Here is a 25253-nt window from a genome sequence, read left to right as displayed (position 1 = left end):
CATCACGACGCTACTGAAATCAAGGAAGATTTCATGAAAAACTTGACCCTCATCGGCATCGCCTTTGGCCTTGCCGTAGCCCTCGCCACCGTTATCGGCGGCTTCGGCGGCTTCATTCTCGCGCTCCTCCTGGGCGCCATCGGCGGTGCCGTGGGAGCGCAGATCGAAGGCCGCATTGACCTCCGAGTTCTCTGGGATAGCCTTACCTCCGGCCGAGGTGGTAAAGGGTGAGTGAGCGCGGCCGCATCTTCATCACGGAACGCGCCGTATCCCGCATCGTCGCGGCCGCCGCCCAATCTGTCCCCGGCACCACGCAGGTGGGCAAGGCCCTGGATCGCATCGCGGCGCGGAGTTTTCCCCGCTATGACGTCCTCGTTGACCCCGAACGCGGCGTTGTCTCCATCGAGGCATTCATCGCCGTCACCTGGCCCGCTCCCGTGACCCGCGTCGCGGAAGAGGTACGCGCCACCATCATCGACTGGGTAACCGGCATGACGGGACTGCGCGTGACCCACTGCAATATCCTGGTGGGAGCAGTTATCAAGGGTGAACAGCGCATCACGGCGGAGCTTATCGACGCCACCCCGGACCTTCCCGCCTTGCGTCCCATCACGGTGCGCGAGCCCCAGGCCATTCCCCCCGCAGTGATTGCCGAGGGGCCCAGCCAGATTCCGCTGCGCCCCATCACCGTGGCGACAACCAAGGAGCAAGCGCCCCAGGTGGTGACGGCTCAGCAACAACCACTCACCCCGATCACGGTTACTCCGTGGCACCCGCTCAGCCCGGCCCAAGAGGAGGCAGAACGCCGTGTCCGATAAAAAGACACCCGGCTACGGCCAAGAGCCCAAAGGCTCCCCCGCCGCGCGCTGGGTATCCATCCTGCTAGGGCTTGGGCTCATCGCCCTGGCCGTGGTGGCTGGCCGCGAGCTATGGCTGTACTATTCCGATGCCGCCACCGATCAAAGCCTGATTGTGCCACTCCTGGATAATCTCTCTCAGGGGAGCTTCCAGGAATGGATGATTCCGGCTTCTATCGTTGCCATCGTGGTGGGACTCCTGCTGCTGCTCATCGCGGTAAAGCCGCGTAAGCGCAGCTACCTCCCCCTGGAATCGGAGGTATCGCTGTGGGCGCGGCCCGTGGACATCGCCCGCTACACCACGGCCACCGCCAAGCGTGTGCCCGGCGTGACCACCGCCTTTACCCAGGTGCGCAAGAACACCGTGAAGCTCCACGCCACGGCTACCAGTGGGGATAGCACCTTGGAGCAGCGCGTCCACGATGACGTGCACCGGAACCTTGATCCCCTGCTAGGCGATTCCATGACCCTCAAACTCAGCATTGATAATACCGCCGGAGGTGACCAGGCATGAGCCATGCTCTTTCTGCTCTCAACAGAATAATCCTCATCCTCCTGGGCCTGTTATCCCTGGCCGGTGGGCTATGGGGTATCGCTTCCTGGCAAGAGTTTGAGCCAATTCAGCAGCTCAATGAGAATATTGACGCCTCTGTACTCAGTTCCGCTCAGGATTCCCCCTGGTACCTGGTGGCCCTCTGGGCCGTCATGATCCTCGGCGTGATTCTGGGGCTGTGGTGGATCGCCGCCAATCTGCGCCGCCGCGGTTTCAACCGCCTGCGCTCCCAGGCCTCCACCAATCAGGGTTCCATTGACATCAGCGTGAGCCGCACGGCCTCTGCCCTCGGTGAATACCTAGAGGAGGTTCCAGGGGTGACGCGAGTACGGCACAAGGTTGCTTTTGACCGATCCCGACCCACCATCTCCTGGACCATCCGCGCAGCCTCGGACACTAACGTGGCGGACCTGCGCGCGGCAGTGGAGGAAAGCGAGAAGGACCTGCGCGCAGCCCTTCCCGGAATGGATATTGATAGCGTGTACAAGATCAACCTCGCCTCCGTTCCCACCTCCTAACGGAGCACTAAGAGGGCGGTGATCCTCCCCAATTCCTTTAATTCACCGCCATCTCGGAGGCGAACTACCAGGCCGGTGCCCAGCGCGCCGGCCTCGATCTTTTCCCAGCGCAGCGTAGAGTGAGCCACGCTGCGCCTTTCTTTGCTGTACACCTCAATGCTGTGGGAGATGAGCACCAGAGCGCCATCCTCCAAACGGCAGGCATAGAGGGCATCACCGAGTTGCCTGCGCCGCATACCGCTGAGATCGCCGGGGCGCGGAGCAATGGCCTCGATACCGCTAATCACCCCTAGGCGATGGGTAATGTCCTCCTTGTCGCGGAGCACCAAGGGAGCCCCCACCCTCCCCTGGACGACCTCGTTAAAGCTCCACCAGGCCGGTTGACGCTCGCGCTGTGGGTGGCGCACCACCACGGCGCCTTCTTCCGGGTGGATACTCACCGCGTATTCCGGCCCCGTGGTGTGCACCAGTACGGGTTTTTCCCCCACGGCTACCGGGCGCTCACGAAGAATCTCCCGCAATATCTGAGCCAGTTGCTCATCCGTGGCGCCCCAACCAATGCCGCGATTTTCCACGATTCCCCAGAGTTCGGAGAACGCCAAGTCCGGCTGTGCCTCCCATGCCTCTTGTATCAGGGCGATGAGCGGGGCGATGCGGGTGGGGTCTTTCATTGTGCTCTTTTCATTCAATGCAAAAAGGCCGCCTCCCCTTTACGGGAAAGCGGCCCTCATGTGCGCTTAAAGGTCAAGTATTACTTGATAACCTTGGTCACGCGGCCGGCGCCCACGGTACGGGAGCCCTCGCGGATAGCGAAGCGCAGGCCCTCGTCCATAGCGACGGGCTGGATCAGCTCAACGCGCATGTCCACGTTGTCGCCCGGCATAACCATCTCGGTGCCCTCGGGGAGGTGCACAACGCCGGTCACGTCGGTGGTGCGGAAGTAGAACTGCGGACGGTAATTGTCGAAGAACGGGGTGTGGCGGCCACCCTCATCCTTGGACAGAACGTACACGGAGCCCTCGAACTCGGTGTGCGGAGTGTAAGCGCCCGGAGCGATCACAACCTGGCCACGCTCCACGTCCTCGCGCTTGATACCACGGAGAAGCAGACCACAGTTGTCGCCAGCCTCGGTGTAGTCCATCATCTTGCGGAACATCTCGATACCGGTAACGGTGGTGGAGGTGGACTTCTCCTTGATGCCGATGATGTCAACATCCTCGTTCAGGTTCAGCTTGCCGCGCTCCACACGACCGGTCACCACGGTGCCGCGGCCGGTAATGGTGAAGATGTCCTCAATCGGCATGAGGAAGGGCTTGTCGGTCTCGCGCTCCGGATCCGGGATGGAGTCGTCGCAAGCCTGCATGAGGTCCACGATGGACTGGGTCCACTTCTCATCGCCCTCAAGAGCCTTCAGAGCGGAGATGTGAACGATGGGGGCCTCCTCATCGAACTCCTGCTCAGCGAGAAGCTCGCGGATCTCCATCTCCACCAGCTCGATGATTTCCTCATCGTCAACCATGTCGCACTTGTTCAGAGCAACGAGGATGTAGGGCACGCCCACCTGGCGGGCCAGCAGCACGTGCTCGCGGGTCTGCGGCATCGGGCCGTCGGTAGCGGCAACCACCAAGATAGCGCCGTCCATCTGGGCAGCACCGGTAATCATGTTCTTGATGTAGTCGGCGTGGCCCGGGGCGTCAACGTGAGCGTAGTGACGCTTCGGGGTGGAGTACTCAACGTGGGAAATGTTGATCGTGATGCCACGCTCCTTCTCCTCCGGCGCCTTGTCGATGGCGTCGAAAGCGAAGGCAGTGTTCTCATCCGGGTACTGGTCAGCCAGCACCTTGGTGATGGCGGCGGTGGTGGTGGTCTTACCGTGGTCCACGTGACCGATGGTACCGATGTTGACGTGCGGCTTCGTACGCTCGAACTTCGCCTTTGCCACTGTATGTCCTCCTGGACTTCATGGTGGCTACGACTCTCGCAGCCACGTAATTAACGGGTGCCACCTCCGCGCGAAAGAAACCCCGCGCAGGGGCGACAATTACACAACGTGCCAGTTACTTAATCCTAGGTTTATGCGCACGGAATATCAAGCCAGAGCCACACGCAAGAACCCATAACGGATGTGCCTCCGGGTCCGTAACGGCCGCCTGCCCAGCCCGCCTTGTCCAGGCAAGATGCACAGAAGGCCCTCACGAACCCAAGGCCTTCACCGGGGGCACAATCCGGTGAAGAGCAACTAGTGGCAGTGATGGTACCCGAGGGCACCTCACCGCCGGAGCGCGGGGCTACTTGTTGCCGTTGCGCTCGTCGATGATCTCCTGGGCGACATTCGTGGGAACCTCACCGTAGGAATCAAAGACCATCGAGTAGTTAGCGCGGCCCTGCGTCTTGGAACGCAGGTCACCCACGTAACCGAACATCTCGGAGAGCGGCACCTTGGCCTTGACGATCTTGGCACCGGCGCGGTCCTCCATCGTGGAAACCTGACCACGGCGGGAGTTGATGTCACCGATCACCTCGCCCATGTACTCCTCGGGCGTGGTCACCTCCACGGCCATCAGCGGCTCCAGCAGCACCGGCTTTGCCTTAGCCACGCCCTCCTTGAGGGCCTGGGAACCGGCGATCTTGAAGGCCATTTCGGAGGAGTCCACCTCGTGGTAGGCGCCGTCGAGAAGCGTGGCCTTGATGTTCACCAGCGGGAAGCCAGCCAGGTAACCGTACTGCATGGCGTCCTGCACACCGGCGTCCACGGAGGGGATGTACTCCTTGGGCACGCGGCCACCGGTCACGGCGTTCTCGAACTTGTAGATCGCGGACTCGCCCTCTTCCAGCTCCTCCTCGGCGGGAGCGTAGGGCTCGAAGGCCATGATGACCTTAGCGAACTGACCGGAACCACCCGTCTGCTTCTTGTGGGTGAACTCCAGCTTCTCCACGGCCTTGCGGATCGTCTCGCGGTAAGCCACCTGCGGGGCACCCACGTTGGCCTCCACCTTGAACTCGCGGCGCATGCGGTCCACGAACACGTCAAGGTGCAGCTCGCCCATGCCGCCGATGATGGTCTGGCCGGACTCGGCATCCAGCTCCACTGTGAAGGTCGGGTCCTCTTCGGAGAGCTTCTGGATGGCCACACCCAGCTTCTCCTGGTCAGACTTGGTCTTGGGCTCGATGGAGACCTTGATAACCGGGTCCGGGAAGTCCATGGACTCAAGAATGATCGGGTCGGTCTGGGAGCACAGGGTGTCACCCGTGGTGGTGTCCTTCAGGCCGATCACGGCGTAGATGTTACCGGCGTGAGCGAACTCCACCGGGTTCTCCTTGTTGGCGTGCATCTGGAAGAGCTTGCCGATGCGCTCCTTCTTCTCCTTGGTGGAGTTGAGCACCTGCTCGCCGGGCTCCATCGTGCCGGAGTACACACGCACGAAGGTGAGCTTGCCGAAGAAGGGGTGAGCGGCGATCTTGAAGGCCAGAGCAGACAGCGGGGAGTCATCGGAGGGCTTACGGGTAAGCTCCACGGACTCATCGCCCACCTTGTGACCGTGCACCTCTCCGACGTCCAGGGGCGTGGGCAGGTAGTCCACGATGGCGTCGAGAAGCGGCTGCACGCCCTTGTTGCGGTAAGCGGTACCGCAGAGCACGGGGTAAATCTCGGAGTTCACGGTCATCTTGCGGATGGCGCCCTTGATCTCCTCGATGGTCAGTTCCTCGCCACCGAAGTACTTTTCCATGAGGGCCTCATCGGACTCCGCCACGGATTCGAGCAGCTTCTCGCGGTACTCCTCGGCCTTCTCCTGAAGGTCGGCGGGAATCTCCTGGTACTCGGGCTCAGCACCCACCTCAACCTTGCCGGGCCAGACGATGGCGCGCATGTTGATGAGGTCCACCACGCCGTCGAAGTCATCCTCGGCGCCGATGGGGAGCTGAAGTACCAAGGGCTTAGCGCCCAGGCGATCAACGATGGTGCCCACGGTGTAGTAGAAGTCCGCACCGAGCTTGTCCATCTTGTTCACGAAGCAGATGCGCGGCACATCGTACTTGGTGGCCTGGCGCCACACCTGCTCGGACTGCGGCTCCACGCCCTCCTTGCCGTCGAACACGGCAACGGCGCCATCGAGCACACGCAGCGAGCGCTCCACCTCAACGGTGAAGTCCACGTGGCCCGGCGTATCAATGATGTTCACCTGGTGGTTATCCCAGAAACAGGTCACAGCAGCGGAGGTAATGGTGATACCGCGCTCCTTCTCCTGCTCCATCCAGTCGGTGGTGGAGGCGCCGTCGTGCGTCTCGCCCACCTTGCGGTTAATACCGGTGTAGAAAAGAATGCGCTCAGTGGTGGTGGTCTTACCAGCATCAATGTGCGCCATGATGCCGATGTTGCGGACCTTCTTCAGATCCTTAAGCACTTCTTGTGCCACAGTCATACCCCAACTTGGTTGTTGTGGCAGTCCATCCCGCCGCGGCCCCGTAGTAAGGCTCAAAGCAGGCAGACATGCCAGGTGGATAATTCTCGTTCAATTGTGCCATTCTTTGCCGCCGCAGGCATGGCGGGAGGTGCTCCCCTGCGCTCAAGCCTATGCGGTACGCGCGGCGGCGTCGATAAGCAGGCAGGAAAAACGGCCCCTCGCACGCCCTCCACGCGCCCACGAGGCCCCGCGCTGCTGCGCGAGCAAGGCCGTGGGGGCGGAAGGGGGTGCTATCAAAGGGGCCGTCCTCATCTTTGTGGTGCGACTACCAGCGGTAGTGGGCGAAGGCGCGGTTGGCCTCGGCCATCTTGTGAGTATCCTCACGGCGCTTCACGGAAGCACCCAAGCCGTTGGAGGCGTCCAGGATCTCATTAGCCAGACGATCCATCATGGTGTGCTCGCGGCGCTGACGGGTGAAGGTCACCAACCAACGCAGGGCCAGGGTGTTGGAGCGGCCCGGCTTAACCTCCACCGGCACCTGGTAGGTGGCGCCACCCACGCGGCGGGAGCGAACCTCCAGGTCGGGGCGGATGTTGCCCAAGGCCTTCTCCAGGGTGCCCACGGGATCGGTGCCGGTCTTATCGCGGCACTTCTCCAGCGCGCCGTACACGATGCGCTGGGCGGTGGACTTCTTGCCGTCGAGGAGAACCTTGTTCACCAGCTGGGTCACCAGCTCGGAATCGTAAACCGGGTCCTTGATGATTTCGCGCTTCGGCGCACGAGACTTACGCATCGTTTACTTCTCCTTCTTCGCGCCGTAACGGGAACGAGCCTGCTTACGATCCTTCACACCCTGGGTATCCAGAGCGCCGCGAATGATCTTGTAGCGCACACCCGGGAGGTCCTTCACACGACCACCGCGCACGAGCACCATCGAGTGCTCCTGAAGGTTGTGGCCCTCGCCCGGAATGTAGGCAGAAACCTCGATACCGGAGGTCAGGCGCACACGGGCAACCTTACGCAGAGCGGAGTTCGGCTTCTTCGGGGTGGTGGTGTACACGCGGGTGCACACGCCACGGCGCTGGGGGGAACCCTTCAGCGCAGCGGTAGCCACCTTGGTGGTCTTATCATGACGGCCCTTGCGGACCAACTGCTGAATAGTGGGCATTGACCTTCCCTTGGTTGATTTTCTACAACTGACCTGTATCAACTGTGGTGAAACATGCAAAAATGGGGGCTCTTCTCCGGGGCCCTACCGCATCATCACCACCATCAGCACAGACCAGCAGGAACCGATCCGACCGATGGGCAATTTCTCAGGCTGCACGGGGCAGCCGAGAATCAAGAGAATGATACCCCGTTCTTCTGCTCAATACCAAACTCGGTGTGGGCTTCGGCGCCTTCACTGGCTTATCGACGGCGCGGGGGTTGAGCTTAGTGGGAACAGCACTGCCTCTCAGTTTGCTTATCTAAATGGACATATCAGCCCCATATGTCCATTTAGACTCTGCTCTCGTCTCTCTTATGTGACATCCAACGCACATATGTCCAATAAGAAAACTCCCGCCCTCCATCACAGGAGGGCGGGAGTTCTTTCCCTAGAGCCTAAGAACCTTAGAGTTCAAAGGCCTCGTCCAGCGGCACCGAGGCGCCGGTGAACTCACCAAAGCCATCGTCGCCGTAGATGGCCTCCCCGTAGGTGGGGATGGCGTAGGCCGCGTTGCGCGCCTCCTCGGTGGGGGTCACCGAGATGTTGCGGTAGCGCGGGATACCCGTACCGGCCGGGATGAGCTTACCGATAATCACGTTCTCCTTGAGACCGATCAGCTTATCGGACCGCTTGTTGATCGCGGCGTCGGTAAGCACGCGGGTGGTCTCCTGGAAGGAGGCCGCCGAGAGCCAGGACTCCGTGGCCAGCGAGGCCTTGGTGATACCCATGATCTCGCTGCGCAGCTCGGCGGGGTTGCCGCCGGCCGCGATGGCCTCGGCGTTGGCCGCCTTGGCCTCGGAGAGGTCCACCAGGGTACCGGGCAGGAACTCGGTGGAACCGGAGTCGATCACGGTACCGCGGCGCAACATCTGGCGAATGATGATCTCGATGTGCTTATCGTGGATCGCCACACCTTGCGTGCGGTACACGGCCTGCACCTCGTCGATAAGGTGCTTTTCGACGCCGCGACGGCCCAGAACTTCGAGCACATCGTGCGGGTCGGCGGGGCCGCGCAGCAGGCGCTCGCCCACCTCCACGTGATCGCCCTCGCGCAGAGCGCGCTCGATCATGGCGTTCGGGTTGGACTCCATCGGGCGACGCACCTGGGCCAGGCCCTGGCGCTTGGAGAGCTTCTCGTAGACCACGTTGTCCGAACCATCGTCCGGGGTGATGGTCAGGGTGTAGAAGTTACCCTCGTCCTCCAGGTGAATCCGGCCCGCCACCGAGGCGATCGGGGCGCGGTTCTTGGGCACGCGGGCCTCGAAGAGCTCCTGCACGCGGGGCAGACCGCCGGTGATGTCACCACCCACACCACCTTGGTGGAAGGTACGCATGGTCAGCTGGGTACCGGGCTCACCAATGGACTGGGCGGCCACGATGCCCACGGCCTCACCGATGTCCACCAGGTGACCGGAGGCCATCGACTTGCCGTAGCACTTGGCGCACACGCCGGTGGGCGTCTGGCAGGTCATCACGGAACGAACCTTCACGGTTTCCACGCCAGCGGAGACCAAGCCCGCCACGGTGGCCTCGGTGAGGTCGGCACCGGCTTCCAGCACCACCTCGCCCTCGGCGTTCTTGGCGTCGGCGGCGAGCACGCGGCCCGCCACGGAGGTCTCCACGAACTCGTGGGCGCGGAAGCCGCTCTTCTCCTCGTCGATCGCCACAGCCACGGGCACGCGCACACCCTGGCGGGTGCCGCAGTCCTCTTCGCGCACGATGACGTCCTGGGCCACGTCCACCAGACGGCGGGTGAGGTAGCCGGAGTCGGCGGTACGCAGAGCGGTATCGGCCAGGCCCTTACGGGAACCGTGGGAGTTGTTGAAGTACTCCAACACCGAAAGACCCTCGCGGAAGGAGGTCTTGATCGGGCGGGTGATGTAATCACCCTTGGAGTTCACCACCATGCCCTTCATGCCGGCGAGTGTCCAGATCTGGCGCATGTTACCGGCGGCACCGGACTTCACGATCATCGGAATCGGGTTATCGTCCGGGTACAAGTCCTCCACGGCCTCGCCCACCTGGTTGGTGGCGGCCTGCCACAGCTCCACCAGGCGGTCGTAGCGCTCGCGCTCGGTCAGGGCACCCTGCTGCCAGTACTTGCGCTCAATCTGGCGGGCCTCGGCCTCGTAGCGCTCCAAGATCTCCGTCTTGTTCGGGAGCACCAACACGTCGGACATAGAGATGGTCACGCCGGAGCGCGTGGCCCAGTAGAAGCCCGCGTCCTTCATCTTGTCCATCGTCTGCGCCACGGTAATCATGGGGTACTTGGCGGCGAGGTCATTAATGACGTCGCCCAGCAGAATCTTGCCGGAGCCGCCGCCCTTACGCACCATCACGCCCTCAAGGTAGGGGTAATCCCAGGGCAGCAACTCGTTGAAGAGGATACGGCCCAGGGTGGTATCGGCCGCCCATTCCTGGCCACGCTGCCAGCCCTCGGGGAACTGCTCCACCTCGATGGCCTCCGGCGGACGCAGGTGGCTGATACGCACCTTGATCGGGGCCTGGAGCCCCAGCACGCCGCGGTCGCGGGCCATGATCGCCTCCGCCATAGAGGTGTACTCGCCCTGGGCGGGCTTGTCCTCCGTGGCGGGGGTGTAGCGGCCCTGGCCGCCGATCTCCTCGGGGCCCTTATCCATCGTGATGAAGTACAGGCCCGTCACCATATCCAGACGCGGCATCGCCAACGGCTTACCGGAGGCCGGGGAGAGGATGTTGTTGGAGGCGAGCATGAGCACGCGGGCCTCGGCCTGGGCCTCTGCCGAAAGGGGCAGGTGCACGGCCATCTGGTCGCCGTCGAAGTCGGCGTTGAAGGCCTCACAGGCCAGCGGGTGCAGCTGAATAGCCTTACCCTCCACCAGCTTGGGCTCGAAGGCCTGGATACCCAGGCGGTGCAGGGTGGGGGCGCGGTTGAGCATCACCGGGTGCTCGGAGATGGCCTCTTCCAGCACGTCCCACACCTCGGGGCGCTGGCGCTCCACCATGCGCTTGGCGCTCTTGATGTTCTGCGCGTAATCGTGCTCCACCAGGCGCTTCATCACGAAGGGCTTGAAGAGCTCCAGAGCCATGAGCTTGGGCAGGCCGCACTCGTGCAGCTTGAGCTGCGGACCCACGATAATCACGGAACGACCAGAGTAGTCCACGCGCTTACCCAGCAGGTTTTGGCGGAAGCGTCCCTGCTTGCCCTTGAGCAGGTCAGACAGGGACTTCAACGGACGGTTGCCCGGGCCGGTCACGGGGCGACCGCGGCGGCCGTTATCGAAGAGCGCGTCCACGGACTCCTGCAACATGCGCTTCTCATTGTTCACGATGATCTCGGGGGCACCCAGATCAATCATGCGCTTGAGGCGGTTGTTGCGGTTAATCACGCGGCGGTACAGATCGTTGAGATCCGAGGTGGCAAAGCGTCCACCGTCGAGCTGCACCATCGGGCGCAGCTCCGGCGGGATCACCGGGATGGCGTCGAGCACCATGCCGGCGGGATCGTTGCCGGAACGCTGGAAGGCGGCCACCACCTTGAGGCGCTTGAGGGCGCGCACCTTCTTCTGGCCCTTGCCGTTATTGATGATCTCGCGCAGTTCCTCGGCCTCGGCGTCGAGGTCGAAGTTGCGGATCAAGGTCTGAATAGCCTCGGCACCCATGCCGCCGGTGAAGTAATCCTCGTAGCGATCCACGAGCTCGGCATAGATGGTCTCATCAATAATCATCTGCTTGGGAGCAAGCTTGATGAAGGTCTGCCAGATCTCCTCAAGGCGCTCCACCTCGCGCTCGGCGCGCTCGCGGATGTGCTGCATCTCCTTGTTGGCAGCATTCTGTACCTTGCGGCGGGCGTCGGCCTTGGCACCGGCGGCCTCCAGCTCGGCCAGATCCTCTTCTAGCTTCTGGGCGCGATCGGCAATCTCGGACTCGGCATCGGCCTCAACGTCCTTCTTCTCCAGCAGCATCTCCGCCTCAAGGGTGGACTGATCGGCGTGGCGCGCCTCCTCGTCCACCGAGGTGATGATGTTCGCGGCGAAGTAGATGATGCGCTCCAGGTCCTTCGGAGCGAGGTCCAGCAGGTAACCCAGGCGGGAGGGAACGCCCTTGAAGTACCAGATGTGGGTCACGGGTGCGGCGAGCTCGATGTGGCCCATGCGCTCGCGGCGCACCTTGGACTTGGTGACCTCCACGCCACAGCGCTCACAGATGATGCCCTTGTAGCGCACGCGCTTGTACTTGCCGCAGGCGCACTCCCAGTCGCGCGTGGGGCCAAAGATACGCTCGCAGAACAGGCCGTCCTTCTCCGGCTTGAGGGTGCGGTAATTGATGGTCTCCGGCTTCTTGACCTCGCCCTTGGACCAACGACGGATGTCGTCAGCAGTGGCCAGGCCAATGCGAAGCTCGTCGAAGAGGTTTACGTCGAACACGTAACTCCCTTTCCCCTCCCCTGGTGGGAGGGATTGAAATGGCGGATAGAACTAAGGGGTCTAGTTTGCTTTAGGCGATGTCGGCATCGGAGCGCTCGTCGCGGGAGAGGTTGATTCCCAGCGAGGTCGTCGCTTCCATGTCGTCATCGGAGCCGGAGAGCTCCATCGGGGTGCCATCGGCAGAGAGCACCTCCACGTTCAAGCACAGGGACTGCAATTCCTTGAGCAACACCTTGAAGGATTCGGGGATACCCGGATCGGGGATGTTCTCGCCCTTCACGATGGCCTCGTACACCTTCACGCGGCCCATCACGTCATCGGACTTAATGGTGAGCAGCTCCTGAAGGGTGTAGGCTGCGCCGTATGCCTGCATGGCCCACACCTCCATCTCGCCAAAGCGCTGGCCACCGAACTGCGCCTTACCACCCAGCGGCTGCTGGGTAATCATGGAGTACGGGCCGGTGGAACGGGCGTGAATCTTCTCGTCTACCAGGTGGTGCAGCTTGAGCATGTACATGTAGCCCACGGAGACCGGGTACGGGAAGGGCTCGCCGGAGCGGCCGTCGAGAAGCATGGTCTTGCCGTTGCCATCCACCATGACGTCGCCGTCGCGGTTCGGGCGGGAGTTAGCCAGCAGGCCAGCCACCTCGCCGTTGGTGGCGCCGTCGAACACCGGGGTCGCGGTAAGCGAGCCCGCCGGGACGTCGTACAGCTCCTCGGGGAGGGTCTTGAGCAGGTCGGCGTTCTTCTCGTCGGCGGGGTCCACCTTCCAGCCCGCGGCGGCGAGCCAGCCGAGGTGGGTTTCCAGCACCTGACCGATGTTCATACGGCGCGGCACGCCGTGGGTGTTCAAGATGATGTCCACGGGGGTGCCATCGGCCATGAAGGGCATATCCTCCGGCGGGAGAATCTTGCCCACCACGCCCTTGTTGCCGTGGCGGCCGGCGAGCTTATCGCCGTCCTGAATCTTGCGCTTCTGCGCCACGTACACGCGGATCATCTCGTTCACGCCGGCAGCGAGGTCATCGTCGTCCTCGCGGGAGAAGCGGCGCACGCCGATGACCTTGCCGGTCTCGCCGTGGGGCACCTTCAGGGAGGTATCGCGCACCTCGCGGGCCTTCTCACCGAAGATGGCGCGCAGCAGGCGCTCCTCGGGGGTCAGCTCCGTCTCGCCCTTCGGGGTGACCTTACCCACCAGGATGTCGCCCGCGCGCACGTCGGCGCCGATGCGCACGATGCCGCGCTCGTCGAGGTCGCGCAACACGTCCTCGGAGACGTTCGGGATCTCGCGGGTGATCTCCTCGGCGCCCAGCTTGGTATCGCGGGCGTCGATCTCGTGCTCCTCGATGTGAATGGAGGTGAGAATGTCCTCCTCCACCACGCGCTGATTGAGGATGATGGCGTCCTCGTAGTTGTGGCCCTCCCAGGGCATAAAGGCCACGAGCAGGTTGCGGCCCAGGGCCATCTCGCCGTTGTGGGTGCCGGGGCCGTCGGCAAGCACCTGGCCCGCCTCCACTCGGTCACCGATGTTCACCAGGGGGTTCTGGTTGTAGCAGGTGCCCTGGTTGGTGCGCTCGAACTTGCGCAGCATGAAGGTATCGCGCTGGCCCTCATCGTCCATGACGGTGATGAAGTCAGCCGAAACGTTCTCCACCACGCCCGCGCGCGGGGCGATCACCAGATCGCCGGCGTCGTAGGCGGCGCGGTACTCCATGCCGGTGCCCACCAGGGGAGCCTCGGAGCGCAGCAGCGGCACGGCCTGCTTCTGCATGTTCGCACCCATGAGGGCACGGTTGGCGTCGTCGTGCTCCAGGAAGGGAATCATGGCGGTACCCACGGAAACCATCTGGCGCGGGGAAACGTCCAGGTAATCCACGCCCTGCGCGTTGGTCACCTGAATATCGCCGTCCTTCACGCGCACCTCGATGCGGCCCTGCGTGATGTTGCCCTCGGCGTCCACCTCGGTGGAGGCCTCGGCTACGGCAAAGCGATCCTCCTCATCGGCGGTAAGGTACTCCACCACGTCGGTGACCTTGCCATCGACGACCTTGCGGTACGGCGTCTCGATGAAGCCAAAGGGGTTCACGCGGGCATAGGTGGCCAGCGAGCCGATCAGGCCAATGTTCGGGCCCTCGGGGGTCTCGATGGGGCACATGCGGCCGTAGTGCGAGGGGTGCACGTCGCGCACCTCGATACCGGCGCGCTCACGCGAGAGGCCGCCGGGGCCCAGCGCGGAGAGACGGCGCTTGTGGGTCAGGCCAGACAGGGAGTTGTTCTGGTCCATGAACTGCGAGAGCTGCGAGGTACCAAAGAACTCGCGGATCGCGGCCGAAACCGGGCGCACGTTAATCAGGGAGGTAGGAGTAATGGACTCCGCGTCCTGTGTGGTCATGCGCTCGCGCACCACGCGCTCCATGCGGGAAAGACCCACGCGCACCTGGTTCTGGATCAGCTCACCCACGGTGCGCAGGCGGCGGTTACCAAAGTGGTCGATGTCATCGGTCTCCACCGCGATCACCTGGCCCGCGGGCGAGGTCATAGTGCGCTCACCGGCGTGCAGGCGCACGAGGTATTCCAGGGTGGTGGCGATGTCCTCTTCCGTGAGCGTCATCAGGCCGTCGTGATCGCCGCCCAGACCCAGCTTGCGGTTGACCTTGTAGCGGCCCACCTTGGCGAGGTCGTAACGCTTGGCGCGGAAGAAGGCGTTATCCAGCAAGGACTGCGCCAGCTCGCGGGTGGGCTGCTCACCGGGGCGCTGCTTGCGGTAAATCTCCAGCAGAGCCTGGTCAGTATTCTCCACACCGTCATTTTCCAGGGTGGACATCATAATCTCGGAGAAGCCAAAGCGCTCCCGAATCTGCTCGGCCGTCCAACCAAGGGCCTTGAGCAGAACAGTCACAGGCTGCCGACGCTTGCGGTCGATGCGCACACCGACGGTATCGCGCTTATCGACGTCGAACTCAAGCCACGCACCGCGCGAAGGAATCACTTTCACGGCATGCAGCGGACGCTCCGTGGACTTGTCGATGGTCTGATCGAAGTACACGCCGGGAGAACGCACGAGCTGCGAGACCACCACGCGCTCGGTGCCGTTCACGATGAACGTGCCCTTATCCGTCATCATCGGGAAATCACCGATGAACACGGTCTGGGACTTAATCTCCTGGGTATCGTTATTGATGAACTCAGCCGTCACGTACAGCGGGGCGGAGTAATTAATATCCTTGTCTTTGGACTCCTCAATGGAGTTCTTCACATCCTCGAAGCGGGGCTCCGAAAGCGACAACGACATGTTGCCGGAGTAATCCTGAATCGGAGAGAGTTCGTCGAGAATATCCTCAAGACCACTGGTGATGCGCGCCTCGGGGCCGCGCTCCTCCTGCTGGCGGGCGCGCCACTCGGGCGTGCCGACGAGCCAATCAAAGGAATCACGCTGCACGTCAAGGAGACCCGGGATCTCAATAGGCTCCGAATATTTAGCAAAGGAGTAACGCTTCGGAGCTCCGGGGGTATCGGCCACTGACTTGGTCTGGCGGGAGACTGCCAAGATGGGTCCTTCCAGCACCTCACGCGGACGCCGATTGCATGGGCCAACAATCGGCATATCCGCTGGTAGTTTTAGCATTGTCACTGCTGTGGATACCCGCCCCCAGATAGCACAAAATCACCTTGTCAAATTGGCTTTTTCTGCCAATCGACGAAGGTTCCTCAGCGTTCCAGAGACGGATTCCAGCGCAACGAAGTAGCCTATACCACTTTTTATCTACGCGCAAGGTTTCGGCCCGAACTCGGCCGCAGCGCACCCAACAATCCCACCACGAGCAGCACCGTGCCGATCAGGATACCTGCCCAGGACCAGGCTCCCACGGAGCCCCGCGACGTCGCCTTGTGCGCGGCATCCAGCAGGGCCTCGGACTGCTCGGAGGCCAGGGAGGCGTCGAAAGCCAAGACCTGCTCCCGCTTGGCACCATCGGCGGTGCCGTAATAATCATCAATCTTTTCATGCAAATCCACCACGAGGCCGGATTCCCGATCCACATAATAATCCCGCGTGGCCGAATGGAAAAGGAAGCCACGCGCAGCCTCCCCCTCGGCCCCCTCGAACTCCGTGGTGTGGAAGATTCCCTGATAGCGCTGCGCCATATTCGTGGGCTCGATCACCTGGCGGAAATGATAAACCTCGCGGCCATCGCGCTCCTGGGCCTCCTGAAACTCCGCAGGGGCACCCGCGCGCAGCGTCTCATCAAAGACCTCGTAGGCGCGCTGCTCTACCTGGGCGGGAAACTTCCACCACGCCCCTACACCCTCGATCTCCGCCGTGGGGCTGGCGAGCTGCTGACTCAGCGTGGCAGGCCCCAGCGCCTGCCCGGTGCTCCGATCCATCGCGTAGCTCCACACCTGGGCGGAGATCAACCGATCCGCCTCCTGCTGCTGGCTTTCGCGCAGTTCCGTGGTGCCCACCCGCACCGTCACGCTCTCCTCGCTGGAGGGCTCCTCCAAGGTCACGTGCCGCTGCTTGGTCACCGGGGTATTCACCACAGGGCGCTGCGGATCGGCCAGCACCATCGAACGCGCCTCATCATCGCGCAGCGTCCACGTGAGCTCCCCCATATCCAGCGGCAACCGCCCATCCGTGGAGATTAATCGCGGCGCCAAAAGCCCAGCGATCAGTAGGGCAGCCCCCAACCCCATGAGGAGCACGGACACAACACGAGAGGTAGGAAGCATGACCGCGATGTTACCTGCTCACCGCGGCGCGATACTCCCCCGCTCAGTGTCCGATACCCCGCACTTGGGAGCTAGAAGCGAGCCACACCACACCGGCGATACCCAAGGCCCCCACGCCAATCCCCAACGCGGCATCAGCCCCGCGCATCACCGCCTGACTAGCCAGCACCGGAGCGAGCGCCGTGGAGAGCCCACCCAGGAGGGCAAAGGTAGCCATCACGCGACTTTGCAGCGCCTCCCCCGTCACCTCAAAGACATAACCAAAGAGCGCCCCGTTCAACGCCGGGGATAAGAGCATGGAGAAACCCGCCAGAACCATCAACACCCACGGCTCGCGCGGCACCGCGTACATCGCGCACAGCACCAACATCGAAAAGCCCAGCCCCACGATCACCAGCCACCCGGCCGGAAAACGATCCGTGAGCACCGGGGTTAGCGCCGCGCCCACCACCCCGCCGATGGCAAAGCCCGCCGAGGCGAAACCCACCACGGCGGAACCGTGGCCGTCCGTGGTGAGGCGGTAGACCACCCAGCTCATCGTGCCAAAAACCGTGAGGTTCACCAGCGGGGCACAGAGCAGAAGGCGAAAGAGCTCCGGGCGGGAACGCAGGTGGTGCCAACCCTCAGAGAAGGAGGTGATGGCGCGCCACAACCCTGTGAGCCCGGCGATTTTTCTGCGGCTTTGCCGCGGTTCCTCGCCCTCGTGCAACCGCGGCCCAATATCCGCCCTAATGGCCCGCACCAGCACCAGGGACACCACATCGCAAACACTGCGCACCGCAAAGGGCACGAACGACGCCACTGCAAAGAGCCAGCCCGCCGCCGGGGCACCGGCCATAGAGAGCGTGGAGGAGCGCGCCTGTGCCGCACTCATGGCGCGGGGAAACTCCTCCGGGGTGATGATCTGTTTTAGCGAGGCGTCCAGCACCGGATCGCGGAAGGCAGCCGACGCCTCCACCACAACGCAGAGCAGCGCCACGACGATAACCGACCACGGCGCCGCTCCCCCTGTTACCCCCGCTATTCCCATCACCAAGAGAATCGTCAGGAGCAGGTTGCACGCCAGGGAAAAGGAGCCGGTGGTAAGCAGCAAACGCCGCCTGGGCAGGGCGTCGCCCAGCGCTCCGCCGAGGAAGGTAGCTAATAGAGCCACGGCGCTGGATATGCCGCCGATGAGCCCCGCCGCAGAGACCGAACCCGTGACCTGCACGAGAATCAGCGTGATAGCCAGGCCGAGGCTGGCGGAACATTCCAGGGCGGTTTCCGCGAGGAACCACCAGCGATAATCGCCGCGACGGAAGGGATTGAGGTTCTTCTTAGACATCACACCTCGCGTACCGTGCCGAACCAACGAGCGCCCCACAGTGAGGCCTGCACCATAATTTCAAGGAATGATACTTAAATCACAATTAAAGGTCAATATTCAGGCACGAAAAACCCGGCCCCACCGCACGGGTGAAAGCCGGGTTGTGAAGTAATCGAGGAGATTACTTGAGGGAAACCTTGGCGCCAGCGTCCTCCAGCTTAGCCTTGGCAGCCTCGGCGTCGTCCTTGTTAGCACCCTCAAGGATAGCCTTGGGAGCGGACTCCACCAGCTCCTTGGCCTCCTTCAGGCCCAGGCCGGAAACGATCTCGCGCACGGCCTTAATCACGCCGATCTTCTTAGCGCCGGCGTCCTCCAGCACGACGTCGAACTCGTCCTTCTCCTCAGCGGCAGCGCCGCCCTCAGCGGGGGCACCAGCGGCAGCCACGGCCACCGGAGCAGCAGCGGTAACCTCGAAGACCTCTTCGAACTCCTTGACGAACTCGGAAAGCTCGATCAGGGTCATCTCCTTGAAGGCCTCGATCAGCTCGTCCTTGGAAAGCTTAGCCATAATGGCATCCTTTCTTTTATGTGCGCGGCCTCAGCGGCCTGCGCGGTGGTGTGTATGGGGTGCGCGAAAACGCGCGGTTTTATTAGGCTTCCTTCTTCTCTTGAAGCGCAGCCGCGAGGCGCGCAACCTGAGAAGCGGGGGCATTGAACAGGCCTGCGGCCTTGGCCAAGTTGCCCTTCATGGCGCCAGCCAGCTTTGCCAGCGTGGTCTCGCGGTTATCGAGCTCAGCGATAGCCTGAACCTGCTCTGCGGTGAGAGCAGCGCCGTCCATGTAGCCACCCTTAACGATGAAGGCCTTGTTATCCTCGGCAAACTTCTTCATCGCCTTGGCGGCGTCCACAGCCTCGCCCTTGATGAAGGCGATGGCGGTGGGGCCGGTCAGGTAATCGTCGAGCCCCTCGATACCGCTGTCCTTGGCGGCCAGCTTGAGAAGGGTGTTCTTGGCGACGGAGTACTGGACATCGGTACCCAGGGCCGTGCGCAGCTCGGTGGTCTGCGCCACGGTCAGGCCGCGGTACTCAGTGAGCACCACGCTATCCGCCTCGGCAAAACGGTTCTTCAGTTCCTTCAGATCCGCCTCGTTCTTGGGATTAGCCATGTACTTCGCCTCCTTCCTCGTTATATGTCGTGTTTTCCGCCCGGAGACCTTCTCGCAAGAAAAAGCCCCCGTGCAGGAAGCACAGGGGCCTGCCCCATTGAGGAATGAGGCGGTGGCTCGAAAGTGTCTCCTGCGTGGGTTGCCCCGGTAAACCGGGAACCTTCGATCCGCTCAAGCGGATAACCGACGGTCTCTGGTGAAACTTGAGCTAGGCGCGCGAACGCGACCATTCAAACTTCGGGAATCACCATACCCCACAACCGCGCGAAAACAAAAAATTGGCTATGTTCTACCCAAACACTAACGAGATACTTTTGTTCCTTGTATGGTGTTCCCCATGACCATGAACGCAATGGCCTCTCCGCTTCACGTTTCCTCCACGGAAAACGTCCATGCCTCTAAGAACTTCCTCGCAGCATTCCTGCGCTCCCTCGTTCACCCCGAGTGGATGCCCCAGGGGATCAATGACTGGGATACTCCCCTGGACGGCAAGATTCCCGTGGTGCTCATTCACGGAACGTGGCTGAACTCCTACAACACCTGGTGCCGCATCGCCCCAGAACTTGCGGACGCAGGCCACCGCGTATTCGCCTTTAACTATGGCCGCGATACCGCCCCCGTGACCGGCCGCCCCCGCTCCATCTACGGCACCAAAGGCATCCTTGAGGCTCAGCCGGAAGTCGCCGCCTTCATCGACCACGTTCTAGAACGAACCGGCGCCTCCCAGGTAGACCTCCTCGTCCATTCCCAGGGTATGAGCCAGGCCCGCCTGTATCTTTCTGATTCCGGCGGCACCAATCCCGAGGACCCCAGCCGCAATCGCGTGCGCAAGGTCATCGCCATTACCCCCAGCCATCACGGCACCACTCTCTGCGGTATCGGCTCCCTCGGCCTCGCCATTGAAAAGCGCTGGGCGGGTATCCGCCCGCTCATTAAAAAATTGCTTGGCGACGCCGCCTTGGATCAGCTCGTGGGCTCGGAGGCCATGACCCACATCAACCGCGGCGGAGATACGCTGCCGGGAGTCAGTTACACCACGCTGTGCACTCGCTTTGATGAAATTGTCACGCCCTGGCAAAACCAATTCCTTGAGGCAGGCCCAGGAGCCACCGTGCGCAATGTGCTGGTCCAAGAAGGTGCGGTGCGGGATTTCAGCGATCACCTCGCTATTCTGTACTCCCCTCGCGTTATTGACTTCATCTTGGAGGAATTAGACATCACCGGGGAATACCGCACCACTAACCCCCAGGTGCGCGGCACCGTGCTCCCCGGATATGGCTCCCTGCCGCAGTGGAAGCGGCGTCGCCAAGCTCAGGTATAGATACATTAAAGCCCTCGCTTGAAAGCGAGGGCTTTAATGTATTTCCAAAGAATTACTCCGCAAAGTTCTTCTGCACGGAGGGATCCACCGGAACGCCGGGGCCCGTGGTGGAAGAAAGGGTGATCTTCTTCATGTAGATGCCCTTGGAGGAAGAGGGCTTCAGGCGGTTAAGCTCCTCGATCAGGGCACCGTAGTTCTCCGCGAGCTGCTGCTCGGTGAAGGAGGCCTTGCCGATGGAGGCGTGCAGGTTAGCAGCCTTGTCCACGCGGAAGGAGATCTTGCCGCCCTTGATTTCCTTCACGGCCTTGGCCACATCGGTGGTCACGGTGCCGGTCTTGGGGTTCGGCATGAGGCCGCGGGGACCCAGCACGCGGGCCACGCGGCCCACCTTGGCCATCTGATCCGGGGTGGCGATGGCGGCGTCGAAGTCCGTCCAGCCGCCCTGGATGCGCTCGATCAGCTCGGCGGTGCCCACCACATCGGCGCCAGCCTCCTCGGCGGCGGTGGCGTTGGGGCCCTCCGCGAACACCACCACGCGCACGGTCTTACCCGTGCCGTTGGGCAGGCTCACGGTGCCGCGCACCAGCTGGTCGGCCTTGCGGGGGTCCACGCCCAGACGCAGGGCCACATCCACGGTGGCGTCAAAGTTCTTGGAGGAGGTCTCCTTGACCAGCTTGGCGGCCTGGAGGGGGCTGTACAGGTGCTTCTGATCCACGGCCTCGGCGGCGGCGCGGAAAGCCTTAGACTTCTTGCTCATAATTCAAAGATCCTTAACTCTGATCCTGTGGTAAGCGGGCCGGAGCTGGCCCTACCACGGTATTGGGGGAAATTAATCCTCGACGGTGATGCCCATAGAGCGGGCGGTACCGGCGATGATCTTGGCAGCGGCGTCGATGTCGCGGGCGTTGAGGTCCGGCTTCTTCTGCTCGGCAATCTCCTTGACCTGCGCCATCGTCACGGAACCCACCTTGTTGGTGTGCGGCACGCCGGAACCCTTTTGCAGGCCAGCGGCCTTGAGCAGGAGCTTGGCGGCCGGAGGGGTCTTGAGCTTGAAATCAAAGCTGCGATCCTCGTAGACCGTGATCTCCACCGGGATGACGTTGCCGCGCTGGCTCTCGGTGGCGGCGTTGTACGCCTTGCAGAACTCCATGATGTTCACGCCGTGAGCACCCAGGGCCGGGCCCACGGGGGGAGCCGGGTTAGCGGCGCCCGCCTCGATCTGGAGCTTGATAAAGCCAGTAACCTTTTTCTTCTTTGCCATCGCTCGCTCTCTTTCCTAGGTACCGGCGGGAAGGCTTATCGACGGCGCGCCTACCCACCGTCCGGATGCCGAGTCCCGCTCGCAGCATGTGGCGCTGCTTCTCCGCGTAACCCGGCCACCGGGGATGAATGTTTCTGTGCGCGCGCCATCTTCATGGCACACGCGAAGAAATATGGTAGCGCAGCAACCGCCGCGCTACCAAGCCGCTCTCCCGGCCAGGGCCGGGTGGCGGGTCTTAGATGATCTTTTCCACCTGATCCGCGGTGAGTTCCACCGGGGTTTCGCGGCCAAAGATGGAAACGAGCGCCTGGAGCTTGCCCGTCTCATAGTCGATGTCGGAGATGGTGGCGGAAACAGAGGCCAGGGCGCCGGTGAGAATGGTGACGGCCTCGCCCACCTCGAAGTCGATCTGCTGCTTGGGAGCGGCCTTCTCCTCCGGCATGGCCACCACCTGCTCGGCCTCGCCGCCGGTGGCCTGCTGCTCGCCCTCCGCCGCAGCGCGCGGCATGAGGAACTTAGCCACATCGCGGTGGCGCACGGGGGTGGCATTGCCCTCGTTACCCACAAAGCTGGTCACGCCGGGAGTCTCGCGCACCACGGACCAGGCGCGGTCGTTAATCTCCATGCGCACCAGCACGTAGCCCGGAAGCAGCTTGCGCTTCACCATCTTGCGCTTGCCATCGCGTACCTCGATGGCCTGCTCAATCGGCACCACCACGTCAAAGATGGAATCCTCCACCTCAAGGGTCTGGGCGCGCATGTCCAGGTTGGTCTTAACCTTGTTCTCATAACCGGAGTAGCACTGGATGATGTACCACTGGCCCGGCTTCTTCTTGAGCTCGCGGGTGAACTCGCGCAAGCGGCGGCGATATTCGGCGTCGGAAGCATCTTCCTCCGACGCCGCGGGGGCCTCGGACGGCTCTGCTGCCTCGGGGGCAGGAGTGTCCTCTGCGGTGTCAGTTCCGGCGCTCTCAGCCTCCGGAGCGGCGGTTTCCGCGGCCTCCGCCTCGCTCGCCGGTGCCTCGGCCTCCACGGAATCCTGAATGGCCTCCCTCGCGGCGGCAAACAGGGGGGAATCGGAACCCTGCTCGGGGGTGTAATCCTCGCTCATCGTGCGCTCCATTGCTTCATCGTCTTGATTGCGTCAATTGAAATGGTGCCCATTTTAGCCTGCTCCCGCTCCTTCCAGGGGCTCGCTGGCTATGCGGTTATCAACCCTTCGCGGGCTTTCACGCGGATCGGGCACCCTACCCAAAGAATTATCCCGCCACCCATCCGGGCAGCGGGATAATTACTGAAAGTATGAAGAAAGATTACTACGGCACGAGAACCTTCTCAACTCCCAGGCCCACCAGGAAATCAACGCCGGACACCAAAGCCGTGAGCACGATGAGGAAGGTGAAAACCACGAGGGTGTACGTGACCATCTGGGAGGCGGTGGGCCAAATGACCTTCTTGATCTCGGAGCCCACCTCGGGCAGGAATCGCAGCGGGCCGCCACCGGGCTTATCCTCGCGGGCCCCCTTGGCTGGTGCCTTTTGGGCCTCGTAAGAGGACGTGGTGGTGGTATTAGCACCAGTGCGCTGACGCTTACCCGTGGGGCGAGCAGCCCCAGGCTGGTTTGCGCGATCCTCGCTCACAGCACTCCTTAGAGTTTGAAAAGTAATGGCAGGGGCGACAGGACTCGAACCTGCAACCTACGGTTTTGGAGACCGTTGCGCTACCAATTGCGCCACGCCCCTTCGTTCACACCGCTCGCGCGGCAGGAACTACCCTACCAGAGATACCCAGTGTGCAAATTGCGCAGGTACCTCGGAATCTAGAACGAAAGCCAGGCATAGAAGCCCGGCCTTCCGTTCTAGTAGCGATGGCGAGAATTGAACTCGCGACACAGCGATTATGAGTCGCTTGCTCTACCACTGAGCTACACCGCCTCGTGCTCTTACTGATAGTCAGAAAGAACAACAGAGCCCCCTAACAGAATCGAACTGTTGACCTTTTCCTTACCATGGAAACGCTCTGCCGACTGAGCTAAGGGGGCACAACCACAACTTCTGCACTGAGTATTTTCCCAGCCGCTCCGTTGAAGCCTCACAAAGACTAACCCGATGGCACTCACAACCACAAATCCGCAGGATAAAAGGCATTTTCGAGCACGTCAGGCATCAACCCTAGCCCCGCACAGAGTCACCCTCATATCCACCCCCCAAAAAAAGCAAAAACCCGCAGCCCTCATTCCCCCATCGGGAATAAAAGCAACGGGTTGTTAATGGTGCCAGGTAGAAGATTCGAACTTCTGAAGGCAATGCCGGCGGATTTACAGTCCGCTCCCTTTGGCCGCTCGGGCAACCTGGCAAACCACACCATGCGGTGCGGGGGATACTTTACTATGCCGCCACCCCTACCAAGCAAATCGCCTGGTCACACTAGCCCACGCGCACTAGCCCACGCGCTCGGCGGTGTACGTCACCAAGGCATCCAGGGCGCGGGTAGCGGCGGTATCCGGCAATTCCTCCAGGTAGCCACGGGCGCGCTGCGCCCACTGGGCGACGTCGGCAACGGCGTGGGCGCGCCCCTGCGAACGCTCCAGCAAGCTCAATACCTCCACCACGGCCTCCTCAGAGGTCACAGGGCCGGTAAGAATCTCGCGCAGGCGGTCACCCACCTCGCCGGGCTCAGCAAGGGCATAGAGCACCGGGAGGGTCAGCACACCCTCGCGCAGGTCGGTGCCACGAACCTTGCCGGATTCCTCGGGGGTGGAGAAGAGGTCAATGATGTCGTCCACGATCTGAAAGACCATGCCAATGGCGTGCCCATAGCCTTGGAGCGCGCGGATATGTGCCTCGCTGGCCCCGCCGTGGAGGCCTCCGAGGTATCCGGCGGAGGCGATGAGCACCCCGGTTTTCTCCTCGATCACGCGGGTGTAGTGCGCAATCGGATCGCTGCCCTGCGCACCCACAGTCTCCCGCATCTGGCCGGTGACCAGCGTGCCGAAGGTCTCGGAAAAGTGCTTGACCGTGGGGGTTCCCAGCTCCGCCATGATGCCGGAGGCTTGGGCCAGCAGATGATCGCCCGCGAGGATCGCCACCGAATTGCTCCAGCGGGCATTGGCGGATTCCACTCCGCGGCGCCTGGAAGCCTCATCCATCACATCATCGTGGTACAGCGTGGCCAGGTGCGTCATCTCCACCACAGCAGCGGCGCGCACCACGTCCTCATTCATAGGGTTATCGCCATACTCGGAGGCCAGGAGCGCAAACATGGGGCGGAAACGCTTTCCTCCGGCGCGCACCAGGTGCATCACCTTATCCTGGAGGATCTCATCCCCCTGGCTGAGATGGGCGTAGAGGGCATCTTCCACGAGGGCCAGACCGCGGCCCACACGCTCGTTTAGCGCCTCATCCCCAAGGTTCAGCGACCCCGCTACCACCCCAGGGGTTGCCGCTTCTCGCCCATTGGTCATTTCTTGGTGTCCTCGCAGGTGATTTGTATCTCCGGGCCAGGTGGCTCCCATCCTGGAGAGT

General features: G+C 62.4%; 22 protein-coding genes and 4 tRNA genes. 5 read left to right on the top strand and 21 right to left on the bottom strand.

Annotated features, from left to right (window positions below; genetic code table 11):
* The first annotated feature begins 33 nt into the window (after nucleotides 1–33).
* From Clow_RS02085 to Clow_RS02070, 4 genes are read left to right on the top strand one after another with little or no spacing between them, the layout of a single operon-like run.
* Nucleotides 34–231, top strand: a complete 198-nt coding sequence (locus Clow_RS02085; RefSeq protein WP_055175552.1) for a hypothetical protein — start codon at nucleotides 34–36, stop codon at nucleotides 229–231.
* Nucleotides 228–818 (top strand): Asp23/Gls24 family envelope stress response protein, encoded by a 591-nt coding sequence (locus tag Clow_RS02080; protein ID WP_055175549.1) that lies wholly within the window; start codon nucleotides 228–230, stop codon nucleotides 816–818. The genes Clow_RS02085 and Clow_RS02080 overlap by 4 nt, the downstream gene beginning before the upstream one ends.
* Nucleotides 808–1371, top strand: coding sequence for a DUF6286 domain-containing protein (locus Clow_RS02075; RefSeq protein WP_055175546.1), 564 nt, complete (start codon nucleotides 808–810; stop codon nucleotides 1369–1371). Before Clow_RS02080 ends, Clow_RS02075 begins: the two co-directional genes overlap by 11 nt.
* Nucleotides 1368–1928, top strand: coding sequence for a hypothetical protein (locus Clow_RS02070; protein WP_055175543.1), 561 nt, complete (start codon nucleotides 1368–1370; stop codon nucleotides 1926–1928). Before Clow_RS02075 ends, Clow_RS02070 begins: the two co-directional genes overlap by 4 nt.
* Here the strand turns inward: Clow_RS02070 and Clow_RS02065 are convergent.
* The 12 genes from Clow_RS02065 to rplJ all read right to left on the bottom strand — a co-directional run bounded on the left by Clow_RS02065 (nucleotide 1925) and on the right by rplJ (nucleotide 19147).
* A complete protein-coding gene (locus tag Clow_RS02065) occupies nucleotides 1925–2599 on the bottom strand; it encodes a hypothetical protein (protein WP_055175540.1) in 675 nt (224 codons plus the stop codon). The genes Clow_RS02070 and Clow_RS02065 overlap by 4 nt on opposite strands.
* A gap of 80 nt (nucleotides 2600–2679) precedes the next feature.
* Complete coding sequence (gene tuf, locus Clow_RS02060; protein WP_055175537.1) at nucleotides 2680–3870, bottom strand: elongation factor Tu; 1191 nt, start codon at nucleotides 3868–3870, stop codon at nucleotides 2680–2682.
* A 346-nt stretch (nucleotides 3871–4216) separates the two neighbouring features.
* Nucleotides 4217–6343: an elongation factor G gene (gene fusA / locus Clow_RS02055; protein WP_055176281.1), complete on the bottom strand. Its 2127-nt coding sequence runs from the start codon at nucleotides 6341–6343 to the stop codon at nucleotides 4217–4219.
* Nucleotides 6344–6499: 156 nt separating this feature from the next.
* A complete protein-coding gene (locus Clow_RS12125) occupies nucleotides 6500–6628 on the bottom strand; it encodes a hypothetical protein (RefSeq protein ID WP_281175627.1) in 129 nt (42 codons plus the stop codon).
* A gap of 28 nt (nucleotides 6629–6656) precedes the next feature.
* On the bottom strand, nucleotides 6657–7124 hold the full coding sequence (gene rpsG / locus Clow_RS02050; protein WP_055122280.1) for a 30S ribosomal protein S7: 468 nt from the start codon (nucleotides 7122–7124) through the stop codon (nucleotides 6657–6659).
* Between the two features lie 3 nt (nucleotides 7125–7127).
* Entirely contained in the window at nucleotides 7128–7499 is a 372-nt protein-coding gene (gene rpsL / locus Clow_RS02045; protein WP_055175534.1) for a 30S ribosomal protein S12, read from the bottom strand.
* A 446-nt stretch (nucleotides 7500–7945) separates the two neighbouring features.
* A complete protein-coding gene (locus Clow_RS02040) occupies nucleotides 7946–11947 on the bottom strand; it encodes a DNA-directed RNA polymerase subunit beta' (protein ID WP_055175530.1) in 4002 nt (1333 codons plus the stop codon).
* Between the two features lie 70 nt (nucleotides 11948–12017).
* Nucleotides 12018–15512 carry a DNA-directed RNA polymerase subunit beta gene (gene rpoB / locus Clow_RS02035; protein ID WP_055175527.1) on the bottom strand — a complete coding sequence of 1165 codons (3495 nt, stop codon included), beginning with the start codon at nucleotides 15510–15512 and terminating at the stop codon, nucleotides 12018–12020.
* Nucleotides 15513–15706: 194 nt separating this feature from the next.
* The gene (gene pgfA, locus Clow_RS02030) at nucleotides 15707–16675 is read right to left on the bottom strand and encodes a cell envelope lipid trafficking protein PgfA (protein ID WP_055175523.1); all 969 of its coding nucleotides are present in this window, start codon (nucleotides 16673–16675) and stop codon (nucleotides 15707–15709) included.
* A gap of 43 nt (nucleotides 16676–16718) precedes the next feature.
* Complete coding sequence (locus tag Clow_RS02025) at nucleotides 16719–17999, bottom strand: MFS transporter (RefSeq protein WP_055175520.1); 1281 nt, start codon at nucleotides 17997–17999, stop codon at nucleotides 16719–16721.
* A gap of 163 nt (nucleotides 18000–18162) precedes the next feature.
* Complete coding sequence (gene rplL, locus Clow_RS02020) at nucleotides 18163–18549, bottom strand: 50S ribosomal protein L7/L12 (RefSeq protein ID WP_055175517.1); 387 nt, start codon at nucleotides 18547–18549, stop codon at nucleotides 18163–18165.
* Between the two features lie 82 nt (nucleotides 18550–18631).
* Complete coding sequence (gene rplJ / locus Clow_RS02015) at nucleotides 18632–19147, bottom strand: 50S ribosomal protein L10 (RefSeq protein WP_055175515.1); 516 nt, start codon at nucleotides 19145–19147, stop codon at nucleotides 18632–18634.
* 337 nt (nucleotides 19148–19484) lie between these two features.
* Here rplJ and Clow_RS02010 point away from each other — a divergent pair, with 337 nt between their 5' ends.
* Nucleotides 19485–20468 carry an esterase/lipase family protein gene (locus Clow_RS02010; RefSeq protein ID WP_307302853.1) on the top strand — a complete coding sequence of 328 codons (984 nt, stop codon included), beginning with the start codon at nucleotides 19485–19487 and terminating at the stop codon, nucleotides 20466–20468.
* Between the two features lie 52 nt (nucleotides 20469–20520).
* Here Clow_RS02010 and rplA read toward each other — a convergent pair whose 3' ends face one another.
* The 9 genes from rplA to Clow_RS01965 form a co-directional block, all read right to left on the bottom strand.
* A complete protein-coding gene (gene rplA / locus Clow_RS02005; RefSeq protein ID WP_055175512.1) occupies nucleotides 20521–21225 on the bottom strand; it encodes a 50S ribosomal protein L1 in 705 nt (234 codons plus the stop codon).
* A 72-nt stretch (nucleotides 21226–21297) separates the two neighbouring features.
* Complete coding sequence (rplK, locus tag Clow_RS02000; protein WP_018119277.1) at nucleotides 21298–21729, bottom strand: 50S ribosomal protein L11; 432 nt, start codon at nucleotides 21727–21729, stop codon at nucleotides 21298–21300.
* Between the two features lie 235 nt (nucleotides 21730–21964).
* The gene (gene nusG, locus Clow_RS01995) at nucleotides 21965–22840 is read right to left on the bottom strand and encodes a transcription termination/antitermination protein NusG (RefSeq protein ID WP_055176275.1); all 876 of its coding nucleotides are present in this window, start codon (nucleotides 22838–22840) and stop codon (nucleotides 21965–21967) included.
* Nucleotides 22841–23045: 205 nt separating this feature from the next.
* A complete protein-coding gene (secE, locus tag Clow_RS01990) occupies nucleotides 23046–23369 on the bottom strand; it encodes a preprotein translocase subunit SecE (protein ID WP_055175507.1) in 324 nt (107 codons plus the stop codon).
* 26 nt (nucleotides 23370–23395) lie between these two features.
* A tRNA-Trp gene (locus Clow_RS01985) sits at nucleotides 23396–23471 on the bottom strand.
* 120 nt (nucleotides 23472–23591) lie between these two features.
* A tRNA-Met gene (locus Clow_RS01980) sits at nucleotides 23592–23663 on the bottom strand.
* Between the two features lie 34 nt (nucleotides 23664–23697).
* Nucleotides 23698–23770, bottom strand: a tRNA-Thr gene (locus Clow_RS01975).
* A 229-nt stretch (nucleotides 23771–23999) separates the two neighbouring features.
* Nucleotides 24000–24084, bottom strand: a tRNA-Tyr gene (locus Clow_RS01970).
* Between the two features lie 85 nt (nucleotides 24085–24169).
* Entirely contained in the window at nucleotides 24170–25192 is a 1023-nt protein-coding gene (locus Clow_RS01965; protein WP_055175504.1) for a polyprenyl synthetase family protein, read from the bottom strand.
* Nucleotides 25193–25253: the final 61 nt, after the last annotated feature.

The sequence above is a fragment of the Corynebacterium lowii genome, assembly GCF_001412085.1.
Lineage (GTDB): Bacteria > Actinomycetota > Actinomycetes > Mycobacteriales > Mycobacteriaceae > Corynebacterium > Corynebacterium lowii.
Note: the sequence above shows the minus strand (reverse complement) of the source record. Positions and strands in the feature narration are given on the sequence as shown.

Excerpts from the sequence above, each read along its gene's own strand:
- pgfA (WP_055175523.1), bottom strand. The coding sequence starts at position 16,675 with ATGCTTCCTACCTCTCGTGTTGTGTCCGTGCTCCTCATGGGGTTGGGG.
- Clow_RS02065 (WP_055175540.1), bottom strand. The coding sequence starts at position 2,599 with ATGAAAGACCCCACCCGCATCGCCCCGCTCATCGCCCTGATACAAGAG.
- rplK (WP_018119277.1), bottom strand. The coding sequence starts at position 21,729 with ATGGCAAAGAAGAAAAAGGTTACTGGCTTTATCAAGCTCCAGATCGAG.
- rplA (WP_055175512.1), bottom strand. The coding sequence starts at position 21,225 with ATGAGCAAGAAGTCTAAGGCTTTCCGCGCCGCCGCCGAGGCCGTGGAT.
- nusG (WP_055176275.1), bottom strand. The coding sequence starts at position 22,840 with ATGAGCGAGGATTACACCCCCGAGCAGGGTTCCGATTCCCCCCTGTTT.
- Clow_RS01965 (WP_055175504.1), bottom strand. The coding sequence starts at position 25,192 with ATGACCAATGGGCGAGAAGCGGCAACCCCTGGGGTGGTAGCGGGGTCG.
- Clow_RS02025 (WP_055175520.1), bottom strand. The coding sequence starts at position 17,999 with ATGTCTAAGAAGAACCTCAATCCCTTCCGTCGCGGCGATTATCGCTGG.
- rplL (WP_055175517.1), bottom strand. The coding sequence starts at position 18,549 with ATGGCTAAGCTTTCCAAGGACGAGCTGATCGAGGCCTTCAAGGAGATG.
- Clow_RS02070 (WP_055175543.1), top strand. The coding sequence starts at position 1,368 with ATGAGCCATGCTCTTTCTGCTCTCAACAGAATAATCCTCATCCTCCTG.
- Clow_RS02010 (WP_307302853.1), top strand. The coding sequence starts at position 19,485 with ATGACCATGAACGCAATGGCCTCTCCGCTTCACGTTTCCTCCACGGAA.
- rplJ (WP_055175515.1), bottom strand. The coding sequence starts at position 19,147 with ATGGCTAATCCCAAGAACGAGGCGGATCTGAAGGAACTGAAGAACCGT.
- Clow_RS02085 (WP_055175552.1), top strand. The coding sequence starts at position 34 with ATGAAAAACTTGACCCTCATCGGCATCGCCTTTGGCCTTGCCGTAGCC.
- rpsL (WP_055175534.1), bottom strand. The coding sequence starts at position 7,499 with ATGCCCACTATTCAGCAGTTGGTCCGCAAGGGCCGTCATGATAAGACC.
- rpsG (WP_055122280.1), bottom strand. The coding sequence starts at position 7,124 with ATGCGTAAGTCTCGTGCGCCGAAGCGCGAAATCATCAAGGACCCGGTT.